The organism is Synechococcus sp. W55.2 (assembly GCF_047461635.1).
GTDB lineage: Bacteria > Cyanobacteriota > Cyanobacteriia > Thermostichales > Thermostichaceae > Thermostichus.
In genome coordinates, this window is sequence record NZ_JANSHM010000002.1 from 71,551 (window position 1) to 89,841 (window position 18,291).

The 18,291-nt window shown below is 59.8% G+C and carries 13 protein-coding genes; 6 read left to right on the top strand and 7 right to left on the bottom strand.

Annotated features, from left to right (window positions below):
• Positions 1-123 precede the first annotated feature (123 nt).
• Positions 124-798: a global nitrogen regulator NtcA gene (ntcA, locus tag NW828_RS01030; protein ID WP_011434093.1), complete on the top strand. Its 675-nt coding sequence runs from the start codon at positions 124-126 to the stop codon at positions 796-798.
• 238 nt (positions 799-1,036) lie between these two features.
• Positions 1,037-2,320 carry a phosphopyruvate hydratase gene (gene eno, locus NW828_RS01035; protein ID WP_011434092.1) on the top strand — a complete coding sequence of 428 codons (1,284 nt, stop codon included), beginning with the start codon at positions 1,037-1,039 and terminating at the stop codon, positions 2,318-2,320.
• Here eno and NW828_RS01040 read toward each other — a convergent pair.
• Positions 2,317-4,380, bottom strand: a complete 2,064-nt coding sequence (locus NW828_RS01040) for a prolyl oligopeptidase family serine peptidase (protein ID WP_414380914.1) — start codon at positions 4,378-4,380, stop codon at positions 2,317-2,319. The two genes, eno and NW828_RS01040, sit on opposite strands and share 4 nt — an antisense overlap.
• A gap of 102 nt (positions 4,381-4,482) precedes the next feature.
• Between NW828_RS01040 and treZ the strand changes: the two genes are divergently transcribed.
• Positions 4,483-6,336 (top strand): malto-oligosyltrehalose trehalohydrolase, encoded by a 1,854-nt coding sequence (gene treZ / locus NW828_RS01045; RefSeq protein WP_414380915.1) that lies wholly within the window; start codon positions 4,483-4,485, stop codon positions 6,334-6,336.
• Between the two features lie 62 nt (positions 6,337-6,398).
• Here treZ and NW828_RS01050 read toward each other — a convergent pair whose 3' ends face one another.
• The 3 genes from NW828_RS01050 to NW828_RS01060 form a co-directional block, all read right to left on the bottom strand.
• A complete protein-coding gene (locus NW828_RS01050) occupies positions 6,399-6,788 on the bottom strand; it encodes a hypothetical protein (RefSeq protein WP_414380916.1) in 390 nt (129 codons plus the stop codon).
• A gap of 128 nt (positions 6,789-6,916) precedes the next feature.
• Positions 6,917-8,449 carry an FAD-binding oxidoreductase gene (locus NW828_RS01055; protein WP_414380917.1) on the bottom strand — a complete coding sequence of 511 codons (1,533 nt, stop codon included), beginning with the start codon at positions 8,447-8,449 and terminating at the stop codon, positions 6,917-6,919.
• 35 nt (positions 8,450-8,484) lie between these two features.
• Positions 8,485-9,807, bottom strand: coding sequence for a four-carbon acid sugar kinase family protein (locus NW828_RS01060; RefSeq protein WP_414380918.1), 1,323 nt, complete (start codon positions 9,805-9,807; stop codon positions 8,485-8,487).
• Between the two features lie 207 nt (positions 9,808-10,014).
• Here NW828_RS01060 and phoU point away from each other — a divergent pair, with 207 nt between their 5' ends.
• From phoU to clpB, 3 genes are all read left to right on the top strand, one after another.
• Positions 10,015-10,656, top strand: coding sequence for a phosphate signaling complex protein PhoU (gene phoU / locus NW828_RS01065; RefSeq protein ID WP_414343567.1), 642 nt, complete (start codon positions 10,015-10,017; stop codon positions 10,654-10,656).
• 67 nt (positions 10,657-10,723) lie between these two features.
• Positions 10,724-13,009: a ribonuclease R family protein gene (locus tag NW828_RS01070; protein ID WP_414380919.1), complete on the top strand. Its 2,286-nt coding sequence runs from the start codon at positions 10,724-10,726 to the stop codon at positions 13,007-13,009.
• 199 nt (positions 13,010-13,208) lie between these two features.
• Positions 13,209-15,851 (top strand): ATP-dependent chaperone ClpB, encoded by a 2,643-nt coding sequence (gene clpB, locus NW828_RS01075; protein WP_414380920.1) that lies wholly within the window; start codon positions 13,209-13,211, stop codon positions 15,849-15,851.
• A 15-nt stretch (positions 15,852-15,866) separates the two neighbouring features.
• On the opposite strand, the gene NW828_RS01080 is transcribed toward clpB, so the two are convergent.
• From NW828_RS01080 to NW828_RS01090, 3 genes are all read right to left on the bottom strand, one after another.
• The gene (locus NW828_RS01080) at positions 15,867-16,268 is read right to left on the bottom strand and encodes a SaoD/DsrE family protein (RefSeq protein WP_414331634.1); all 402 of its coding nucleotides are present in this window, start codon (positions 16,266-16,268) and stop codon (positions 15,867-15,869) included.
• A 275-nt stretch (positions 16,269-16,543) separates the two neighbouring features.
• Complete coding sequence (locus NW828_RS01085) at positions 16,544-17,866, bottom strand: dihydroorotase (RefSeq protein ID WP_414331633.1); 1,323 nt, start codon at positions 17,864-17,866, stop codon at positions 16,544-16,546.
• A 38-nt stretch (positions 17,867-17,904) separates the two neighbouring features.
• Complete coding sequence (locus NW828_RS01090; protein ID WP_414380921.1) at positions 17,905-18,033, bottom strand: hypothetical protein; 129 nt, start codon at positions 18,031-18,033, stop codon at positions 17,905-17,907.
• Positions 18,034-18,291: the final 258 nt, after the last annotated feature.

The window sequence follows — 18,291 nt, forward strand, 5'->3', positions numbered from 1 at the left end:
TAGGGTAAATCTTGGTATCCTCGTAGATTCTGAAGTCAATGGGTTGCAACCTAGCCTAATGCTTCTAGATTGATCTTAGTAGGTTGATCTTAGGTATAAACTGACCTTAAAAGGTTGATGAGTATGGCGGTGGCCGTAGCGGAAAAATCTCTGATCACAGCCTTCAAGCAATTGGGAGGCCCTCACCATCCTCCGGTTATCGAAACGTTCGAGCGCGGGAAGACCATTTTTTTTCCAGGGGATCCGGCGGAGCGGGTTTACTTTTTGGTAAAGGGAGCCGTTAAGCTCTCGCGGGTCTACGAAATGGGAGAGGAAATCACCGTTGCCCTCCTGCGCGAAAACAGCATCTTCGGCGTGCTCTCCTTTATCACGGGACAGCGCTCCGACCGCTTTTATCACTCGGTGGCTTTTACACCTACCGAGTTACTCTCTCTACCGATCGAGCAGGTGGAGAAATCCCTACAGGAGAACGCCGAACTGGCCATGTTGCTGGTTAAAAGCCTGTCGTCCCGCATTTTGCAAACGGAGATGATGATCGAGACGCTGGCTCATCGCGACATGGGATCCCGTCTGGTCAGCTTTTTGTTGATCCTCTGTCGCGATTTCGGGGTGCCTGGCCCAGATGGGGTCACCATCGATCTCAAGCTGTCTCACCAGGCCATTGCCGAGGCCATTGGCTCAACCCGCGTCACCATCACCCGCCTGTTGGGAGAGCTGCGCAAGAAGAAGTACATCTCCATTCACAAGAAGAAGATCACCGTACACGACCCGATGCGGCTGAGCCATCGCTTTGCCTAGAAGGAAGAGGAGAACACTTCCTGAGCAGCACCTTGCCCAGGCAAACCCCGCTCGACGGCTGGTTGAAGCTCTGGCCGGCCTATGTTCAATCTACTGCTGCAGCCTTGAAGAATCTCTGTGCCCGAAGGACAGACTTAAAGTTTTCTGGAAGCTGACCGGATCGCGGGCAAGAATCCACTAGTCTATGGGGGGATCTGGCTTTGGCCAGAGCTATCTAGCCAATTGCTGAGGTGTAACTGTGGAAACAGCCATCGAGTGGATTACCGCCCATGAGATCCTCGACTCGCGAGGGCGTCCCACCCTAGAAGCCCTGGTGGGTCTAGCCAATGGAGCAACGGGCTTGGCGCAGGTTCCCAGCGGTGCCTCGACCGGTACCTTCGAGGCCCATGAGCTGCGGGACGGGGATCCCAAACGCTACGGCGGTAAGGGTGTGCTGAGGGCGGTGGAAAACATCCTTGGCCCCATCCAGTCGGAGCTGCAGGGAGAAGATGCCCTCAACCAAGCCCGTATTGACCAGTTGCTGATCGACCTGGACGGCACCCCCAACAAGTCCCGCCTGGGGGCCAACGCTATTTTGGCAGTTTCTCTGGCGACAGCCAAAGCGGCTGCGGAAGCAGTGGGCTTGCCTCTTTACAAATACCTGGGGGGGCCCTTTGCCAACCTGCTGCCGGTGCCGCTGATGAACGTGCTCAACGGCGGCGCCCACGCCGACAACAACGTCGATATTCAAGAATTTATGCTTGTGCCCATTGGAGCGGCCAGCTTTCGCGAGGCGCTGCGCTACGGGGCTGAGGTGTTTGCGGTACTAAAACAAGTGCTGCAGCAGAAGGGGCTGTCCACCGGTGTGGGGGATGAAGGGGGGTTTGCTCCTGATCTCGACTCCAATGCGGCGGCTTTGGATCTGCTGATGACGGCTATTGAACAGGCAGGCTACAAACCGGGAGCAGATATCGCCTTGGCCTTGGATGTGGCCGCCAACGAGCTGCTGCAGGATGGGCAATATCACTTTGAGGGCAAAGCCCACAGCGCGGCTGATATGGTGGCTTACTACCAGCAACTGCTGGCCAACTATCCCATCCTTTCCATTGAAGATGGGCTAGCGGAAGAAGACTGGGCCGGTTGGCAAGCCATGACCGCTCAACTGGGATCCCGGGTACAGCTGGTGGGAGATGACCTGTTTGTAACCAACCTGACCCGCCTGCAAAAGGGTATCGACAGCGCCGCCGCCAACGCCATTTTGATCAAGCCCAACCAAATCGGCACCCTGACGGAGACCGTCTCGGCCATCCAATTGGCAGTTCAAGCCGGCTTTCGCACCATCATCAGCCACCGCTCTGGCGAGACGGAAGACACCACCATTGCCGACTTGGCGGTGGCCACCCGTGCCGGGCAGATCAAAACCGGATCCCTCTGCCGCAGCGAGCGCATTGCCAAGTACAACCAACTGCTGCGCATCGAAGACGAGCTGGGGGAAGCGGCAGTTTATGCCGGTCGGGTGGGCCTGGGTCCTAGAGCTCGCTAACTTCCCGTTCCGTCCCAGGGGATCCCTAGCACCTGCACCAAAAAGGCCCAGCGGTCGGCAGCTTCCTCAATCAGCTTGCTGGTGGGCTTGCCGGCCCCGTGCCCTGCCTTGGTGTCGATGCGGATGAGGATGGGCTGGGATCCCCCCTGGGCTGCCTGCAGGGCAGCGGCAAACTTGAAGCTGTGGGCGGGCACCACCCGGTCGTCGTGATCTGCGGTGGTGATCAGGGTGGCGGGATAGGCAGTGCCGGGCTTGAGGTTGTGCAGAGGGGAATAGGCGTAGAGGGCCTTGAATTCCTCCGGGTTCTCCGGGGATCCATACTCCGAGATCCAGGCCCAGCCGATGGTGAACTTGTGAAAGCGCAGCATGTCGAACACCCCCACGGCGGGCAGGGCTGCCGCAAAGAGATCCGGCCTTTGGGTCAGGCAAGCCCCTACCAAGAGGCCGCCGTTGCTGCCACCAGAGATGGCCAATTTGGAGGGGTTGGTGTAGCCATGGGCTATTAGCCACTCAGCCGCGGCGATGAAGTCGTCGAACACCTTTTGCTTGTTGAGCTTGGTGCCCGCCTGGTGCCAGGCCTCCCCGTATTCGCCGCCGCCGCGCAAATTGGGCTGGGCGTAAACCCCTCCCATCTCCAGCCAGGCCACCAGGCCCACTGAAAAGCTGGGGGTAAGAGAGATGCCAAAGCCACCGTAGCCATACAGCAGGGTGGGGTGATCCCCTGTCCGAGCCAGGCCGCGGCGGTGGACAAGAAACATGGGGATGCGGGTGCCATCTTTGCTGGTGTAGAACACCTGCTGCACCTCGTAGGCCTGGGGATTGAAATCCACCTGGGGCTGACGGAACAGGGTGCTGGTGCCGCTGGTGAAATCGTAGCGGTAGATGGTGGGTGGGGTGGTGAAGCTGGTGAAGGTGTAGAAGGTCTCGGTGTCGTAGCGCTTGCCGCCAAAGCCGCTGGCGGATCCCAGCCCGGGCAGCGGGATTTCTCCTAGGTAGCTACCGTCTAAAGCAAAGGTCTTGATCTGGGTGTGGGCGTCTTTGAGGTAGAAGGCCACAAACTGATTGTTGATCAAGCTAACCCCCTGGAGGGTCTCCTCCGCCTCGGGGATCACCTCCTGCACCTGGTCGGGCTGCTCCAAGTCAATCGCCACCAGTCGCCGCCGAGGAGCTTGGCAGTCCGTCAACAGCCAAAAGCAGGATCCGTCGTTGCCCACGAAGCTGTATTCGGCCTCAAACTCGCGGATGAGCTCTACTACAGGAGACTGGGGATCCCGCAAGTCTTTGTAGAAGATGAGGTTTTTGGGATCCGTGCCCCGCCAGACGGAGATGATGAGGTAATTCCCATCTTCAGTAACCCCGCCGGCAAAGCCCCACTCTTTTTGGTCGGGGCGGTGATAGACCAAAACATCTTCTGCCTGGGAGGTGCCCAGGCGGTGGTAGTAGAGCTTTTGAAAGTAGTTGACGCTTTCGTATTCGCTGCCGGGGGCCGGTTCGTCGTAGCGGCTGTAGAAAAATCCTTGCCCATCCAGCGTCCAGCTCGCCCCGGAAAACTTGACCCAGCGGAGGTGATCCGGCAAATCCTCGCCGGTTTCGATGTCCCGCACCTTCCATTCTTGCCAGTCGGAGCCGGAGCGGGAGAGGCCATAGGCCAAGTAGCGCCCATCGCGGCTGATGGCAATGCCCGAAAGGGCCACGGTGCCATCTTCGGAAAGGGTGTTGGGATCTAGCAAAACCCGGGCCTCGGCCTCCAGGCTCTCTTGGGTATAGAGAACGCTCTGGTTTTGCAGGCCGTCGTTTTTGAAGTAGAAGTAGCGGCCCCCTTCTTTGAAAGGCTGGCTGTATTTTTCGTAGTTCCAGAGCTGGGTTAGGCGCTCCAGGAGCCGCTGCCGCGCCGGGATTCGCTGCAAGTAGTCAAAGGTAAGCTGGTTTTGCGCCTCAATCCAGGCCCGCGTCCGCTCCGAATCTAGATCCTCTAGCCAGCGGTAGGGATCCGGCACCGGCTGCCCGTGGTAGATGTCGACAACGGTGGGATCCGGATAGCTAGGAGGGTAGTTGAGCATAGAGACGGAGCAGCAAAAGGTCAATTCCACTATGGCAGAAGCCTAAAACCGCCGGGGGGCAAGCCTCGCTATAGTAGAAGCCGAGTTGTGCAGACAGGTTTCGTGCTTCCGCGTTCCCCAGTTGGACGAATTGGCGCCTATCCCTTGGGCGAGGGCCGCTATCGCTTCTCGGTTTGGGCGCCTTTGGTTGAACGAGTCGAGCTAAAGCTGACTAGCCCCGTCCGACGGCTCATCCCTCTGACCCAAGATGAGCAGGGCTACTGGCAGGGGGAGGTGGAGGGGATCCCGCCTGGGCCGGTGGACTACCTCTACCGCCTGCACACCGCAGTGGGGGTGGTGGAGCGGCCAGATCCCGCTTCCCGCTGCCAGCCCTACGGCGTCCATGGCCCCTCGCGGGTGGTGGATCCCCACTTTGACTGGCAGGATCAGGGGTGGAAGGGGATCCCTCTCTCCCAGTGGATCCTCTACGAGCTGCACGTGGGCACCTTTACCCCGGAGGGCACTTTTGCCGCCATCATTCCTCGCCTGCCGCAACTTGTGGAGCTGGGGGTCAACGTATTGGAGCTGATGCCGGTAGCCCAGTTTCCAGGGGAGCGCAACTGGGGCTATGACGGCGTCTATCCCTATGCCGTGCAGACTAGCTATGGGGGAGCAGCGGGCCTGAAAGCGTTGGTGAACGCCTGCCATCAGCAGGGCCTGGCCGTCATCTTGGATGTGGTCTACAACCACCTGGGGCCGGAGGGGAACTACCTGCGGGATTTTGGCCCCTACTTCACCGACAAGTACCACACCCCTTGGGGGGATGCCCTCAACTTCGACGACCGCTATTCTGACGGCGTGCGAGAGTTTTTCCTACAAAACGCCGAGTACTGGCTGGAGGAGTTTCATCTCGATGGGCTGCGGCTGGACGCGGTGCATGCCATCTACGACTTCAGCGCCTACCCCTTCTTGCAGGAATTGGCAGAGCAGGTGGATGCCCTAGAAGCTCGCACTGGCCGGCCCAGGGTTCTCATTGCCGAAAGCGACCTCAACGATGTCCGCCTCATCACTCCCCGAGAGCAAGGGGGCTACGGGCTAGATGCCCAGTGGTGCGATGACTTCCACCACTCACTTCACACCCTGCTTACCGGGGAAAAGACAGGCTACTACCAGGACTTTGGCGAATTGGAGCACCTGGCCAAGGCTTACCGGGAGAGCTACGTTTATTCTGGCCAGTACTCCTGCTACCGCGCCAGGCGTCACGGCAACTCCGCTGTTGGGCGACCGGGATCCCAATTTGTTGTCTGCATTCAAAACCACGACCAGGTGGGCAACCGCAGGCTGGGAGAGCGCCTTAGCCAGCTCACCTCTTTCGAGGGCCTCAAATTGGCTGCCGCTGCCCTGCTGCTAGCTCCCATGCTGCCGCTGCTGTTTATGGGGGAAGAGTATGGGGAAGTGGCCCCCTTTCTGTATTTTGTCAGCCACGGGGATCCCGACCTGGTGGAAGCGGTACGACAGGGACGCCGCCGCGAGTTCAGCGCCTTTGCCTGGCAGGGAGAGCCGCCGGATCCCCAAGCTGAAGAGACTTTCTTGCGCTCCAAGCTGAATTGGGAGTTGAAAAAGGCCGGTCACCACCAGGTTCTCTGGAAGTGGTACCAGGCCCTGATCCAGCTGCGCAAAACCCAACCGGCTCTCCAGCACTTGGAGCGGGATGGAGTGGAAGTGGAGCTGTTTTCGGGCGCTGGCCTTGCCCTGCACCGCCGCCACGGATCCCAGGCTTTGCTTGCCCTTTTCAACTTCAGCCCCAATCAGGCGGTCACCTATGCCCATTGGCCCGGCGGCACCTGGGAGAAGCTTTTGGATAGCCACGAGGCCCAGTGGTTGGGAAAGGGATCCCAACTGCCGGCAGAAAGCCAAGGGGATCCGGTTGAGGTACTGGGCTATGGGGTGGGCCTCTATGGTGCTTTGCACCGCTAACGCAGATGGCTGCGGCCAGAAGGGAAATCTCGACCGCTCCAGACCTGGCAAACGGAAACGGTCTAGCCGATCTTCGCGCCGCGGAAATAGAGGGAGTCAGGCAAGGGACTGCGGGCGAGGCTGGGATTTCGGGAAGGTTTGCTCACCGGTTGGCCGCGATAGGTCAGCTTGGGCTCGGCAGGGTTGCCCGTAGGAGCAGCCTCTGGTTGGGACTGCACGGGTACGCCCGGCGACAGTTGAGCCCACACTTCCGCGTGATTCTCAAACTGCACCACAATGCTAAGAAATCCCCTTTCAATGTCGGCGCGACAGGCAGATATCGCGTCTTGGGCGCGTTTGTACACTTGCCGACGGGCGTAGAAGTGATTCTGAAACTTGATCACCTCCACCAAACCCTGAGGAGTCGAAGCCCAGAAGCCACTGTCTGCATCGCTGCAGTCGAGAATAACCATGGCTAACTCCTACACTGACAAGTGGATGGATAAAGAATTCCCAACTCTTCCACTATGGATATCAAACGTCATGAAACGTAATGGTGAGCTTGATCACATTGAATCACATTGACAATGTTTCGATATCACTATGGAAATAACTTGTAATCTTGACCGCAGCCGTAGCGCCAAGCCTCGCGGCGCCGCTTCCAGAAGTAGTCCTGGGGGTTGGTTTCCGGCTCCGGGCGATCTGTTAGCCTTTGCAGCAGCTCGTAGAGGCCAAGGGCGCCAAAGTGGCCCGCCCATGCCACCAGCTCCGGCAACCCCAACCGAGGCAAAAGTCTGGCTACCAAGCTGGGATCCCGACGCGTCACCCCCCACAGGGCCTGGGCCAAGCCGCCAAACTGCACCACATCCTGCAAAAAGGGCTGCACCACCTGGGGGCCGGCGGCAAACATGGCCGCAAACACCCTGCTCAACAGGCGGTTAATGCTATTGGGATCCCAACTTTTGTTCTGCAGAGGGGGAATCATGGCCTTCTGAAATAGCCAGGTCACGGCCAAGTTGGGCTGGTAGGGTTGCAGCAGGGCCAGGGCTGCCTGGTTCAACTGCCGTTGCGCCAGGGCCTCGTGGATCCCCTGCTGTAGGCGATCCAGGTGGCGCAACATGGCGCCAAAGCCGCCAAAGCTTAGAGGCGACTGGCTGCCACTGCTATCCCCCACCGCCAATAGGCGATCCCAGGGCAGTTGCAGCGGGCTGCGGCGGTAGGCGGGGAAAACGCCACATAGCTTGCGCACCCAGCGGATCTGGGCCAGCTCCACCCCCTGGTAGGCTGGCAGCAGCCGGCAGTAATCCCGCCAGAGCTGCTCTAGACTAGGCCGCCGGGGATCCCGGTCGCAGTAGGTAAAAAGATAGGTGGTGCGCCCATCGCGGGCAGGGAAAGCTTCCCAAAAGGGCTGGTAGCCGTTCTGGGCTGGGGTAAAGCTGTAGAAGAGATCTCCCGTGGGTTGGTCGGGCAGCCCCTGGGCACAGGATCCCACCACCAGACAGACGCTGTCCGGCGGCTGCCCTTGGCGGGCCTGGGCCACGATGGGGGAGCGGTGCCCCATGGCATCCACCAGCAGTTGAGCACGGATCTGTCCCTTGGTGGTCTGGAGGCAGATCCCATCGGGGTGAACGGTGGCACTTTGAAAGGCAGTCTGCTCCCACACTTGGCCCCCCCAGGCCAGGAAATGCTGCTTGAGGAACTCCAGGAGGCTGACTGGATCCACGCCCACATTCAGCACTCCCTCCACCCACCAGTGGGGGCCCTCCCCAAAGCCAATCCGCCCCCTCGGGTAGTGGGTAACCTGGACTGCCTCCCACTCGGGCGGGGTAAGCAGCTCCAGCTCTAACAACACCTGCAGCTCCTGGTGTGAGGTGTTCCACTCCTGCTCCCGACCCCGCAGGATCCCGCGCTCCAGCAGGATCACCCGCCAGCCCCGCTTGGCCAAAGCCGCCCCCAGAAGGATCCCCAAGGTGCCGCCGGCAATCACCACATCGGCATCCCAGGATTGGCTGCCCAAACGAGCGGAAGAAGGGTGAACCACTGCCGGGGGCAGTTCCGCCTGCGGCTGCCGCAGGGATCCCCACCAGCGATCCAAGGTGGGCAGGGCTTCTGGCGGGGGGACAACTTCAGCCATCGGCAGGAGGAACCCACAAGACCATCCTCTTCACCCTAAATCAAGCCCCGACTTTTGAGGCGACAGTGGAGCAAAAGCAGCGTATCCGCCTCGCCGACATTGCCCGGAAACAACACCACCGGCAGGTTGGGAAAGCGGGGATGATCGGACGGGGTGATCACCATCGAGATCCCAGGGTAGACTTGCCCCAGCAGACGCACCGCCGGCAAGTTGAGGCCAACGCTGAGGGTGTCGTTGGAGGTGATGCCGCCCTTGCTGATGAGATAGCCGATCCCTTCTGGCAGCCCCTGCACCACACCCATCAACAACCGGGAAACCTTCTGTCCAAAAGCTAGGCGCATTTCTACGGCGTCCTTTTCGAACGTCAGTTCCTCTCGGCTGGTGTAGACCACCGGCGTCAGACCCTGCTCATAGGCGCTGTGAACTTGGGCCAGGATCCCAGGCAGCAGCTCCGCGTCGGGATCCAATAGTCGCCTCACCTTCACCTCGATGCCTTGGGTTTCAGGCTCCTGCAGAAGGCGGGCCAACTGCTGGCTGGACTTTTGCACATGGGATCCCACGATCACCACCCCCGGTTGAGAGGAGCGAACAAACTGCCCCATCTGTTCCGGGGGAACGGGTTGTGGCGGCAACTGGGCCAGAGCCGTCAGGAGGCTGGCGGCACTGCGAAACAAAAAGCGTTTGCCTTGAGAGGCTGCCGCCAAAACATCTTGGGCAAACCGATCCAGATCCGCTTGAGTTTCTCCATCCACTACACAGCAGATATTCCCCTGCAAGGCCAGCAGCCGCGGCAAACAGCCAGAGCGAATCTGCTCCAGGGTAAATCGCTCCACTTGGTCAGCCCGGATCCGCCCCTGTGTTTTCTCCTGTACATAAGCGGGCAAATAGCTGTGGTGGTAGGCAAACACCGAGTCGCGGGCAAACTCCGTCTCATGCACCGGGATCCAGCGGCCCTCCACCCGCAGGTAATGGGTGCTCTGCCGCGTGATGCGCCCCCCTTCAAAAAAAGCCGGCACCAGAAAATGAGCATCGAAGGGCCCCAGCTCCGCTGCCATCACATCGGTTTCCAAGGGGTAGTGCCCCCGCAAAGTCGAGTCGGAGCGGCTAACAAAAAGGGCCCGCTCCCACCCCAGCTCCCCCATGGCCTGCTTGAGGGCCCGGCAGACCGACCGCGTCACCTCTTCGGCCTTGGCCGGCGGCAGGGATCGGGTGTTGGTGAGGATAAAGCGAATTGGCGAGCTATCCTGCAACCCCAGCTTCAAGGTCTCCGGATCCCAGCGGGTGAGGAGCAAGCAACTGTGAACGGTTTGGGATCCGGTGGGATCATCGTCCAACACAATGATGGGGGGAAGAGCCATGAGACCGTCTCAATGACAAAGCAACCCGAGAACTCCAGAGGACGAATCCCCCTCAGAGGGCAACCGCTATTTTCATCTTCCCCCAAGTTGGCCATCTTCCCTGCCCCTATTCCAGGCGAAGTTTGCCATGATTGAGATCAGCTGGCTCTGGTGATCCAAAACAACTGCAACCCTTCCCCCCCCTGCCCACATCCATGGGAGAAAGCCATGGGGCAAGCTGAGCTGCAACTTCAGATTAAGCGGATTCAGCAGGATGTGCTGCGTATGGGGGCATTAGTGGAAAAATCGGTGGTCTTGGCCCAGCAGGCCCTGTTTGAACAGAACTTGGCCGCCGCCGAACAGGTGATCGCCCAAGACAAGCAAATTGACCGTTTTTATCGTCAAATCGAGAAAGACTGTATTAACTTGATCGCCTTGCGCTCCCCGGTGGCGCGGGATCTGCGCTGGATCAGTACCCTGATGCAACTGGTGCGGGATCTGGAGCGGATTGGCGACTACGCCAAAGATTTGGCCGAAGTGGCCCTGCGCTTGGTCATGTACCCGCCGCCCCCGGAGCTGGGTCGTATTCAGGTGATGATGCAGCGTTGCCAGAAAATGCTCAGCCACAGCCTGGTGGCCCTGACGGAATTGGATGCTGACCTGGGCCGACAACTGAAGCGGGAAGACGACGCCGTTGATGAAGATTACACTAACCTTTACAATACGTTGGCGCAGCAGTCTGACATTCGCGGATCGGTCGAGCCTATTCTATTGATGTTGCTGGCGATCCGTTACCTGGAGCGTCTGGCCGACCACAGCACCAACATCGGTCAGCGGGTAGCTTTTATCGTCACCGGCCAGCGTGACTAATGCCAATGGGTTGGGTCTTGTGATGTCTTAACCCCTCTTCTTCTCTCCTCTTTTGCCAATACCCAAAATGGACTTCTCTCGAATTTTTCAGCATTTTCTCTCTCAGCCTCCCGATCAATTGACCGACAAAGATACTCTTCTTGCTCTCTTGCAGTCCGCCGATCCAGAAGCGCCGGAAATGCTGGAGATTGCCCTCGATGGCCTGGTGCGGGCTGGGTTTCTGGAACGATCCGGGGATCCACCCCGTTATCGGCGCAAGCCGGACGAATCTTTGGTGGTGGGGCGTTTGCGCTGTTCCAGCAAAGGCTTTTGCTTCGCCATTCGGGACGAGCCGGGGGTAGAGGATGTGTACATCCACGGCAGCAACCTCAGCGGCGCTTGGAATGGGGATCAGGTGTTGGCACGGGTCACCAAAGATGGCAACCGTCGCCGCAGCCCTGAGGGAGAGGTGGTGGCCGTTGTGGAGCGGGCCAATTCTGCCCTGGTGGGTCGCCTCAAACAGACGGAACAGGGTTTTCGGGTGGTGCCCTTGGACGACCGGCTGCTGTTCGAGCTGGCCCTGACGGAGGGATCCCCTGTCGAGCTGGCGGAAGGTCGGGTGGCCTATGTGGAGGTGAATCGCTACCCGCTGGGGGATCTGCCCCCAACCGGAACCATTCGCAAAATTTTGGGCGACGGCCCAGAGGCCTCCATCGATGCAGATTTGGTCTGTTGCAAGTACGACCTACCGCAGGAGTTTCCCGCTCCAGTGTTGGAGGCAGCAGCAGCTCTGCCCAAAAAGCTCAGCCGCTCTGACCAAAAGGGCCGCCGCGATCTGCGCGATTGGTTTTGCATCACTTTGGAGCCTTTGGATCTGCAGCATCCCCACGGCTTGGAACCCAACGTGGCCGTCTCCCTACAACGGCAGGAGGATAACCACTGGCTGCTGGGGATCCACATTGCCGACGTAGCCCACTGGCTGGATCCCGACCACCCCTTGGAGCAAGAGGCTCAGCAGCGGACGGCCACCGTCTACCTCGATACGATGGTGCTGCCTCTCTTTCCGCCGGAGGTGCACAACCGCCTGGCTCTGTTGCCACAGCAGGAGCGCTTGGCCTATTCACTGCTAGTGACCCTCGACCCAGAAGGGGTGGTACAAAACTTCGAGATTTACCCCAGCCTGGTGCAATCGCGGGCTCACCTGTCCTATGGTCAGGTGCAGGCTCTTTTGGCCACCACCGCCGACTTGGGCCCCGACGAAGAAGTGCCGGAGTTGATGGCCCTGCTGCAAAACCTGCTGCGCCTTAGCCAGATCCTACGGGCCAAACGTCACCAGGCGGGGGGATTTGACCTGCCCCTGTTGGATTTGCTCACTCCCCACTCTGCCGATGAAAGCGGCTACGGCCCCCTCTTGATCAGCGATCGCCTCGCCGCCCATGCCCTGATGACGGAAATTCTCCTGCTGGCCAACCAAATCCTGGGCCACCATTTGCGCCAGTTGGGGATCCCTGCTTTGGCCCGCGTGCAGCCTGCCCCTGCCGCCGAGGCCCTGCAGAGCTTTTTGCGCCTGGCCAATGCCATGAAGCTGGATCTGAATTTGCAAGATCCCGCTGTCGTAACTCTGGCGGACTGGCAGCGGATTTGTGCCCGCATCACCGCTCCCGATGTGTTGGCCTCTGGCGCGAGCCCGGCCTTGGTGGCGCAGATGCTGGCCACCTTGCCCCCGGTCGAGTATCGTCTCCAGCCTCTGGAAGAGCAACTCGGCCATTTTGGGTTGGGCCTCAAAGAACCCTACGCCACCTTTACGGCCCCCTTGCGCCGCTATGCCGACTTGCTCAATTTGCGTGCCCTGCACCTGGCCCTGAGCAAAGGACGCGAGCGCCGCAGCTCTCGCTCCAAAACCGTGGTGGATCTGCACGGCCCCAGCGGCTACGGCCAAATCGACTGGCAGGTGTTGCCGCCCAAGGTGCAGGAGGAATGGCAGGCGTTTCTCCAGGCGCAACTGCCCAAAATTCAGGAGGGGTACCGGATCCGGCAGCAGGCGGAGCGGGAGCTGATGGGCCTGAAGCGCTCTGAGTTCATGCAAAAGCACCTGGGAGAGGTGTTCCCCGGCCTGATCATCGGCGTCCAGAACTACGGCTTTTTTGTCCAGGTGGATCCCATCTTGGCGGAAGGCTTGGTGCGGGTGAGCACCCTGAAAAACGATTGGTACGAGTACCGCAGCCGTCAGCAGGCGCTGGTGGGACGCAAGAGTCGGCGCCAGTTTCGCCTGGGGGATCGGGTGGAGGTGCAGATTAAGAACGTGGATTACTACCGCCAACAAATTGACCTGGCGGTAATCGGGGAAGGCCGTCCCTACGAAGAAGAAGAATAAGGCGGGGATCCCTCCATAGGCTGAGGCTGGGGAGGGCGGTTGTTGCGAACTCTGGCTCTGGCAAAATAGGCGATACCTAGATCAGGAAGATCCTACCGGAGCTTCCGGCACCCAGCTCTACTGCCCCGAAAGAGTCCAGGGTGCTTCCTGTGTCTGTATTGCCTTCCTATACTGAGTAGCAAAGCTCTGCCGAACTCCTATGCAGCCCACCAATCCCAACCAATTTACCGAAAAAGCTTGGAGCGCCATTGTCCAATCCCAAGATGTGGCCCGGCGGCACCAGCAGCAACAGTTGGAAACCGAGCATTTGCTGATCTCCCTTCTGGATCAAGAGGGGGGGCTCACCCAAACCCTCCTGCAACGGGCAGGTATCGATCCGAGGCTGGTGCGGGATAAAGTGGAAAGCTTCATCAACCAGCAGCCCAAGTTGGCGCGGGTGGATCAGCTCTACTTGGGTCGCGGCCTGGAAACCACCCTGGATCGGGCCGAGGAGTTTCGCAAAGAGTACGGCGATGATTTCATCTCGGTGGAGCACTTGTTTTTGGGATCCCTGCAAGATGAGCGGGTGGGCAAGCGGGTCTTGGCACCCCTGGGCCTGACGGTAGAGCGCCTCAAACCGGTCATCAAAGAGGTGCGAGGCAAACAGCGGGTCACCGACAAAAACCCCGAATCCCGCTACGAAGCCCTGGAGCGCTATGGCCGCGATCTCACCCAGGCGGCTCGCGAAGGGAAGCTGGACCCGGTGATCGGGCGAGATGACGAGATCCGCCGCGTCATTCAGGTGCTCTCCCGCCGCACCAAAAACAACCCCGTCCTCATCGGCGAACCCGGCGTGGGGAAAACAGCCATTGTGGAGGGCCTAGCCCAGCGCATCAACCGGGGAGATGTGCCGGAGTCTCTGAAAAACCGGCGAGTCATTGCTCTGGACATGGGCGCTCTCATTGCCGGGGCCAAGTACCGCGGGGAATTTGAAGACCGCCTCAAAGCTGTGCTCAAAGAGGTCACTGAATCCGAAGGCCAGATCATCCTCTTCATCGACGAGTTGCACACCGTTGTCGGCGCCGGGGCCGGCGAAGGGGCCATGGATGCCGGCAACTTGCTCAAACCCATGCTGGCGCGGGGCGAGTTGCGCTGTATCGGCGCCACCACCCTGGATGAATACCGCAAGCACATCGAAAAAGATGCGGCCCTAGAACGCCGCTTTCAGCCGGTGTACGTGGATCAGCCTTCGGTGGAAGATACCATCTCCATCCTGCGCGGCCTCAAAGAGCGCTACGAGCTGCACCATGGGGTGAAAATCAGCGACTCCGCCTTGGTGGCGGCAGCGGTGCTCTCCAACCGCTACATCTCCGAGCGCTTCCTGCCCGACAAAGCCATCGACCTGGTGGACGAGGCGGCGGCCAAGCTGAAGATGGAGATCACCTCCAAGCCCGTCGAGCTGGACGAGATCGACCGGCGCATCATGCAACTGCAGATGGAGGAGCTCTCCCTGAAAAAAGAAGATGATGCTGCCTCTAGAGATCGCCTCAGCAAAATTGAGCAGGAGCTGGCCAACCTGACGGAGCGACAACGGGAGTTGAATGCTCGCTGGCAATTTGAAAAAGAGGCTATCGAACGCCTGCAAAGCCTTAAAGCCGAGCGGGACGCCGTCAAGCTTCAAATCGAACAGGCTGAACAAAAATATGACCTCAACCGCGCTGCCGAGCTTAAGTACGGCAGGCTGATGGAATTGGAGCGGCAAATCCAAGAGCAGGAGGCTCACCTGGCCAAGCTGCAGACCAACGGCGAGCCGCTGCTGCGGGAGCAAGTGACTCCTGAAGATATCGCTGAGATCGTCTCCCGCTGGACCGGGATCCCAGTCACCAGCCTGATGGAGTCGGAAAAGCAGAAGCTGCTGCGCCTGGAAGCCCATTTGCACCAGCGGGTGGTGGGCCAAGACGAGGCGGTAGCCGCCGTAGCGGCAGCCATTCGGCGCGCCCGGGCCGGCATGAAGGATCCCAATCGCCCCATCGGCTCTTTCCTGTTCATGGGGCCCACTGGCGTGGGGAAAACCGAGCTGGCCCGTGCTTTGGCGGAGTTCCTCTTCGACACTTCCGAGGCGATGGTGCGCATCGACATGTCCGAGTATATGGAGAAGCACTCGGTCTCCCGTTTGGTGGGGGCCCCTCCGGGCTATGTGGGCTACGAGGAAGGGGGGCAACTCTCAGAAGCGGTGCGGCGACGCCCCTACTCGGTGGTGTTGTTTGACGAGGTGGAAAAAGCCCACCCTGATGTCTTCAACATCCTGCTGCAGGTGCTGGACGATGGCCGCATCACCGACTCCCAGGGGCGGACGGTGGACTTCAAAAACACCATCATCATCATGACCAGCAACATCGGCAGCGACCTCATCCTGGAAATTGGGGCCGATGAAAGCCGCTACGAGGAGATGAAAACTCAGGTGCTGGCCATGCTGCGGCACCACTTCCGACCGGAGTTCCTCAACCGGGTGGACGAGCTGATCATCTTCCACGCCCTCACCAAAGAGCAAATTCGCCAGATTGTCGGCCTGCAAATGCAGCGGGTGGAAAAGCTGCTGGCAGATCAGCAAATCGAGATCCTGCTCACCGAAGAAGCCAAGGACTACCTGGCAGAGGTGGGCTACGACCCAGTGTTCGGGGCCCGTCCCCTGAAGCGGGTGATCCAGCGGGAGATCGAAAATCCCATTGCCACCAAGCTGCTGGAAAACGAGTTCCTACCCGGCGACCGCATTTTGGTGGATGTAGCCAACGAGCGGTTGATCTTCCGCAAGATCGGCTCTCAGCCCAGCCAAGAGCCGCCGGCGGCTGTGGCCGTCAGCTAAGTCGGGGTCCTTCCGTCAAAGCGTAATCACTTGGTCAGGTGGGTTGTCCTTCAAGGCCTCGTAGAGGTCAGGGAAACAGCCCACCTGCACTCCTTTGACGACGTTTTTGGGAACGCACCGAGCTGGCTCTCTGCGCCCGCGTCCTTGAGCGTCGCACCAGCGGGGTTCCCCTTCGGCTAGGTTGCGCTCCAGAGCGCACATGTCACACATCATCAGCAGGATGTTTTGCTCTTGGGCAACTTTGGCCAAGCGCTCGCCAATGGGATCCCCCTGCCGCAAAACAAAGCAGTTGTCGTCGAAAAAGAACATGCCCACCACCTGCGCTCCATGCACCCCTGCTTCTAGCTGGGGCAGGATCATCTGGCCCAACTTATAGGTGCCGCAGCGAGGGTGAGTGAACACGTAGGCAACTTTCATGAGGCTCCCTTGCCGTTTTCAATTTTGATTATCAGTAATTATCAATTATCATTTTTAGAGTAACACGAGTTTCTGGGCCAGAGTTGCCGGACCCAGCAGGCCGAGGTGTGTGGTGATCGGCAAACCAGCCTGAGACCGTTCCTGATGCTTTTGCGCCATCCCGCCCTCAGGCCTGGCTTCTCTCCCACAAAGGGAGAGGGAAGCTAGGATAGGCTACTGCGCCACTTCTGTCCTGCTGCTATCGGAAGCCCTTGCGGGATAGCAGGGATCCCTGGCTAGCGCTGAAACTGAAGAGCCTTTCCCCGCACCGAGGGATCCACCTGGCCGTTTTGAAAGGCAATCTGTCCGCCCACGATCGTGACTAGGGGCCAGCCCACCAATTCCCAGCCCTCGAAGGGACTCCAGCCGCATTTGGTCAGCAGCTCTTCCCGCCGCACCGGTTTGGGTGTGTGGCGATCCACCAGCACCAGGTCGGCGTCGTAGCCCACCTGCAGCCGCCCTTTGTTGGGGATCCGGTAGAGGCGGGCCGGCGCCTCACACATCCACTGCACCACCTGCGCCAGCGTGCAGCGGCCCTGCTGCGCTGCAGTCAGCATCAGGGGCAAGGCCGTCTCTACTCCCGGCATACCCGAGGGGGAGTGGGGGTAGGGCTGAGCCTTTTCTTCCAGAGTATGGGGGGCATGGTCAGTGGCAATGCAATCCAGGATCCCGTCCTGCAGCCCCTGCCACAGTTGCTCCGAATTGGGGGGATCCCGCAGGGGGGGGTTCATCTGGGCCAGGGATCCCAGCCGGGCGTAATCGGCGGTGCTGAGCAGCAGGTGCTGAGGGGTCACTTCTGCCGTCACCCAGGCCGGCTTGTGCTGGCGCAGCAGTTCCACCTCTAGGCCGGTGGAGAGGTGCAAAATGTGCAGCCGATGGCGGTAGCGGGTGGCTAAGTCCAAAGCCCGCCGTGATGCGATCAGGGCCGATTCCTCGTCCTGAATTTGCGAGTGAACGGCTACATCTGTGCGTCCGGCAAACAGGGCCTTACGGGCTTTGATGCGAGACAGATCTTCAGCATGGACGGCAATTAAGAAGTTGGGATCCGTTTCCCCGAAAATCCGCTCCAGCGCCGCCTGATCATCCACCAACAGGGGCCCATGCATGGATCCCATGAAGATTTTGATGCCACAGGCTCCCTGCACCGTTTGCAACTCTTCTAAGTTATCGGCAGTGGCCCCGATGAAAAAGCCGTAATTGACCACACACTTGCTGCCTGCACGGGCCAACTTGTCATCCAGCGTCGCTTGGTCAATCGTCAGCGGGTCGGTGTTGGGCATCTCCAAAAAGCTGGTCACCCCGCCCCGGGCACAGGCCCAGGATCCCGTCTGCAGGTCTTCTTTGTGCTCGCGGCCAGGCTCGCGAAAGTGAACTTGCGGATCGATCACCCCCGGCATCAAGGTATGGCCCTCGGCGTCGATGACCTTGGCCACCCCTTCTGGCGAGAGGTTTTGGCCGATTTGGGCAATGCGCCCCTCCCGCACCAGCACATCCCCCCGCCAGGGATCCCCTTCCGGCACCAGCAGCTCAGCATTTCGGATCAGCAAATCTCCAGACAAAGCTCCGCCCTCCCCCAAAGGCGCTCTCAAGATAAAGACTATTGACTTGGCTCCGCCAGCACAGCCGCATCTGGATCCACTGACAGATGGGCGATCAGCCGATCCACCAACCGCGAGAGGGTTGCCTGTTCTTCTGGGCTGAGACAGCCGTAGGTTTGCTCCCGCAACTGCCAAATCAGAGGGGGTAAAACGTCTTTCAGCTCCTCCCCTGCAGGTGTGAGGTAGACCCGCCAAATCCGCCGATCCTCAGGATCTCGCTGCCGCCGGATCAGCTAGAAATTGTAGGAGCCCCGCACTGTACCCGTAGGTTCAGTGTTGGGAGGAATGCTATAATAATACTGCGGACACCAGAAACGGTTGTTTAAGGCACTGGTAACGGTCGATTGGGGGTGCTGTAAACCACCCCAGAGGCTCGTGGTTGGCTT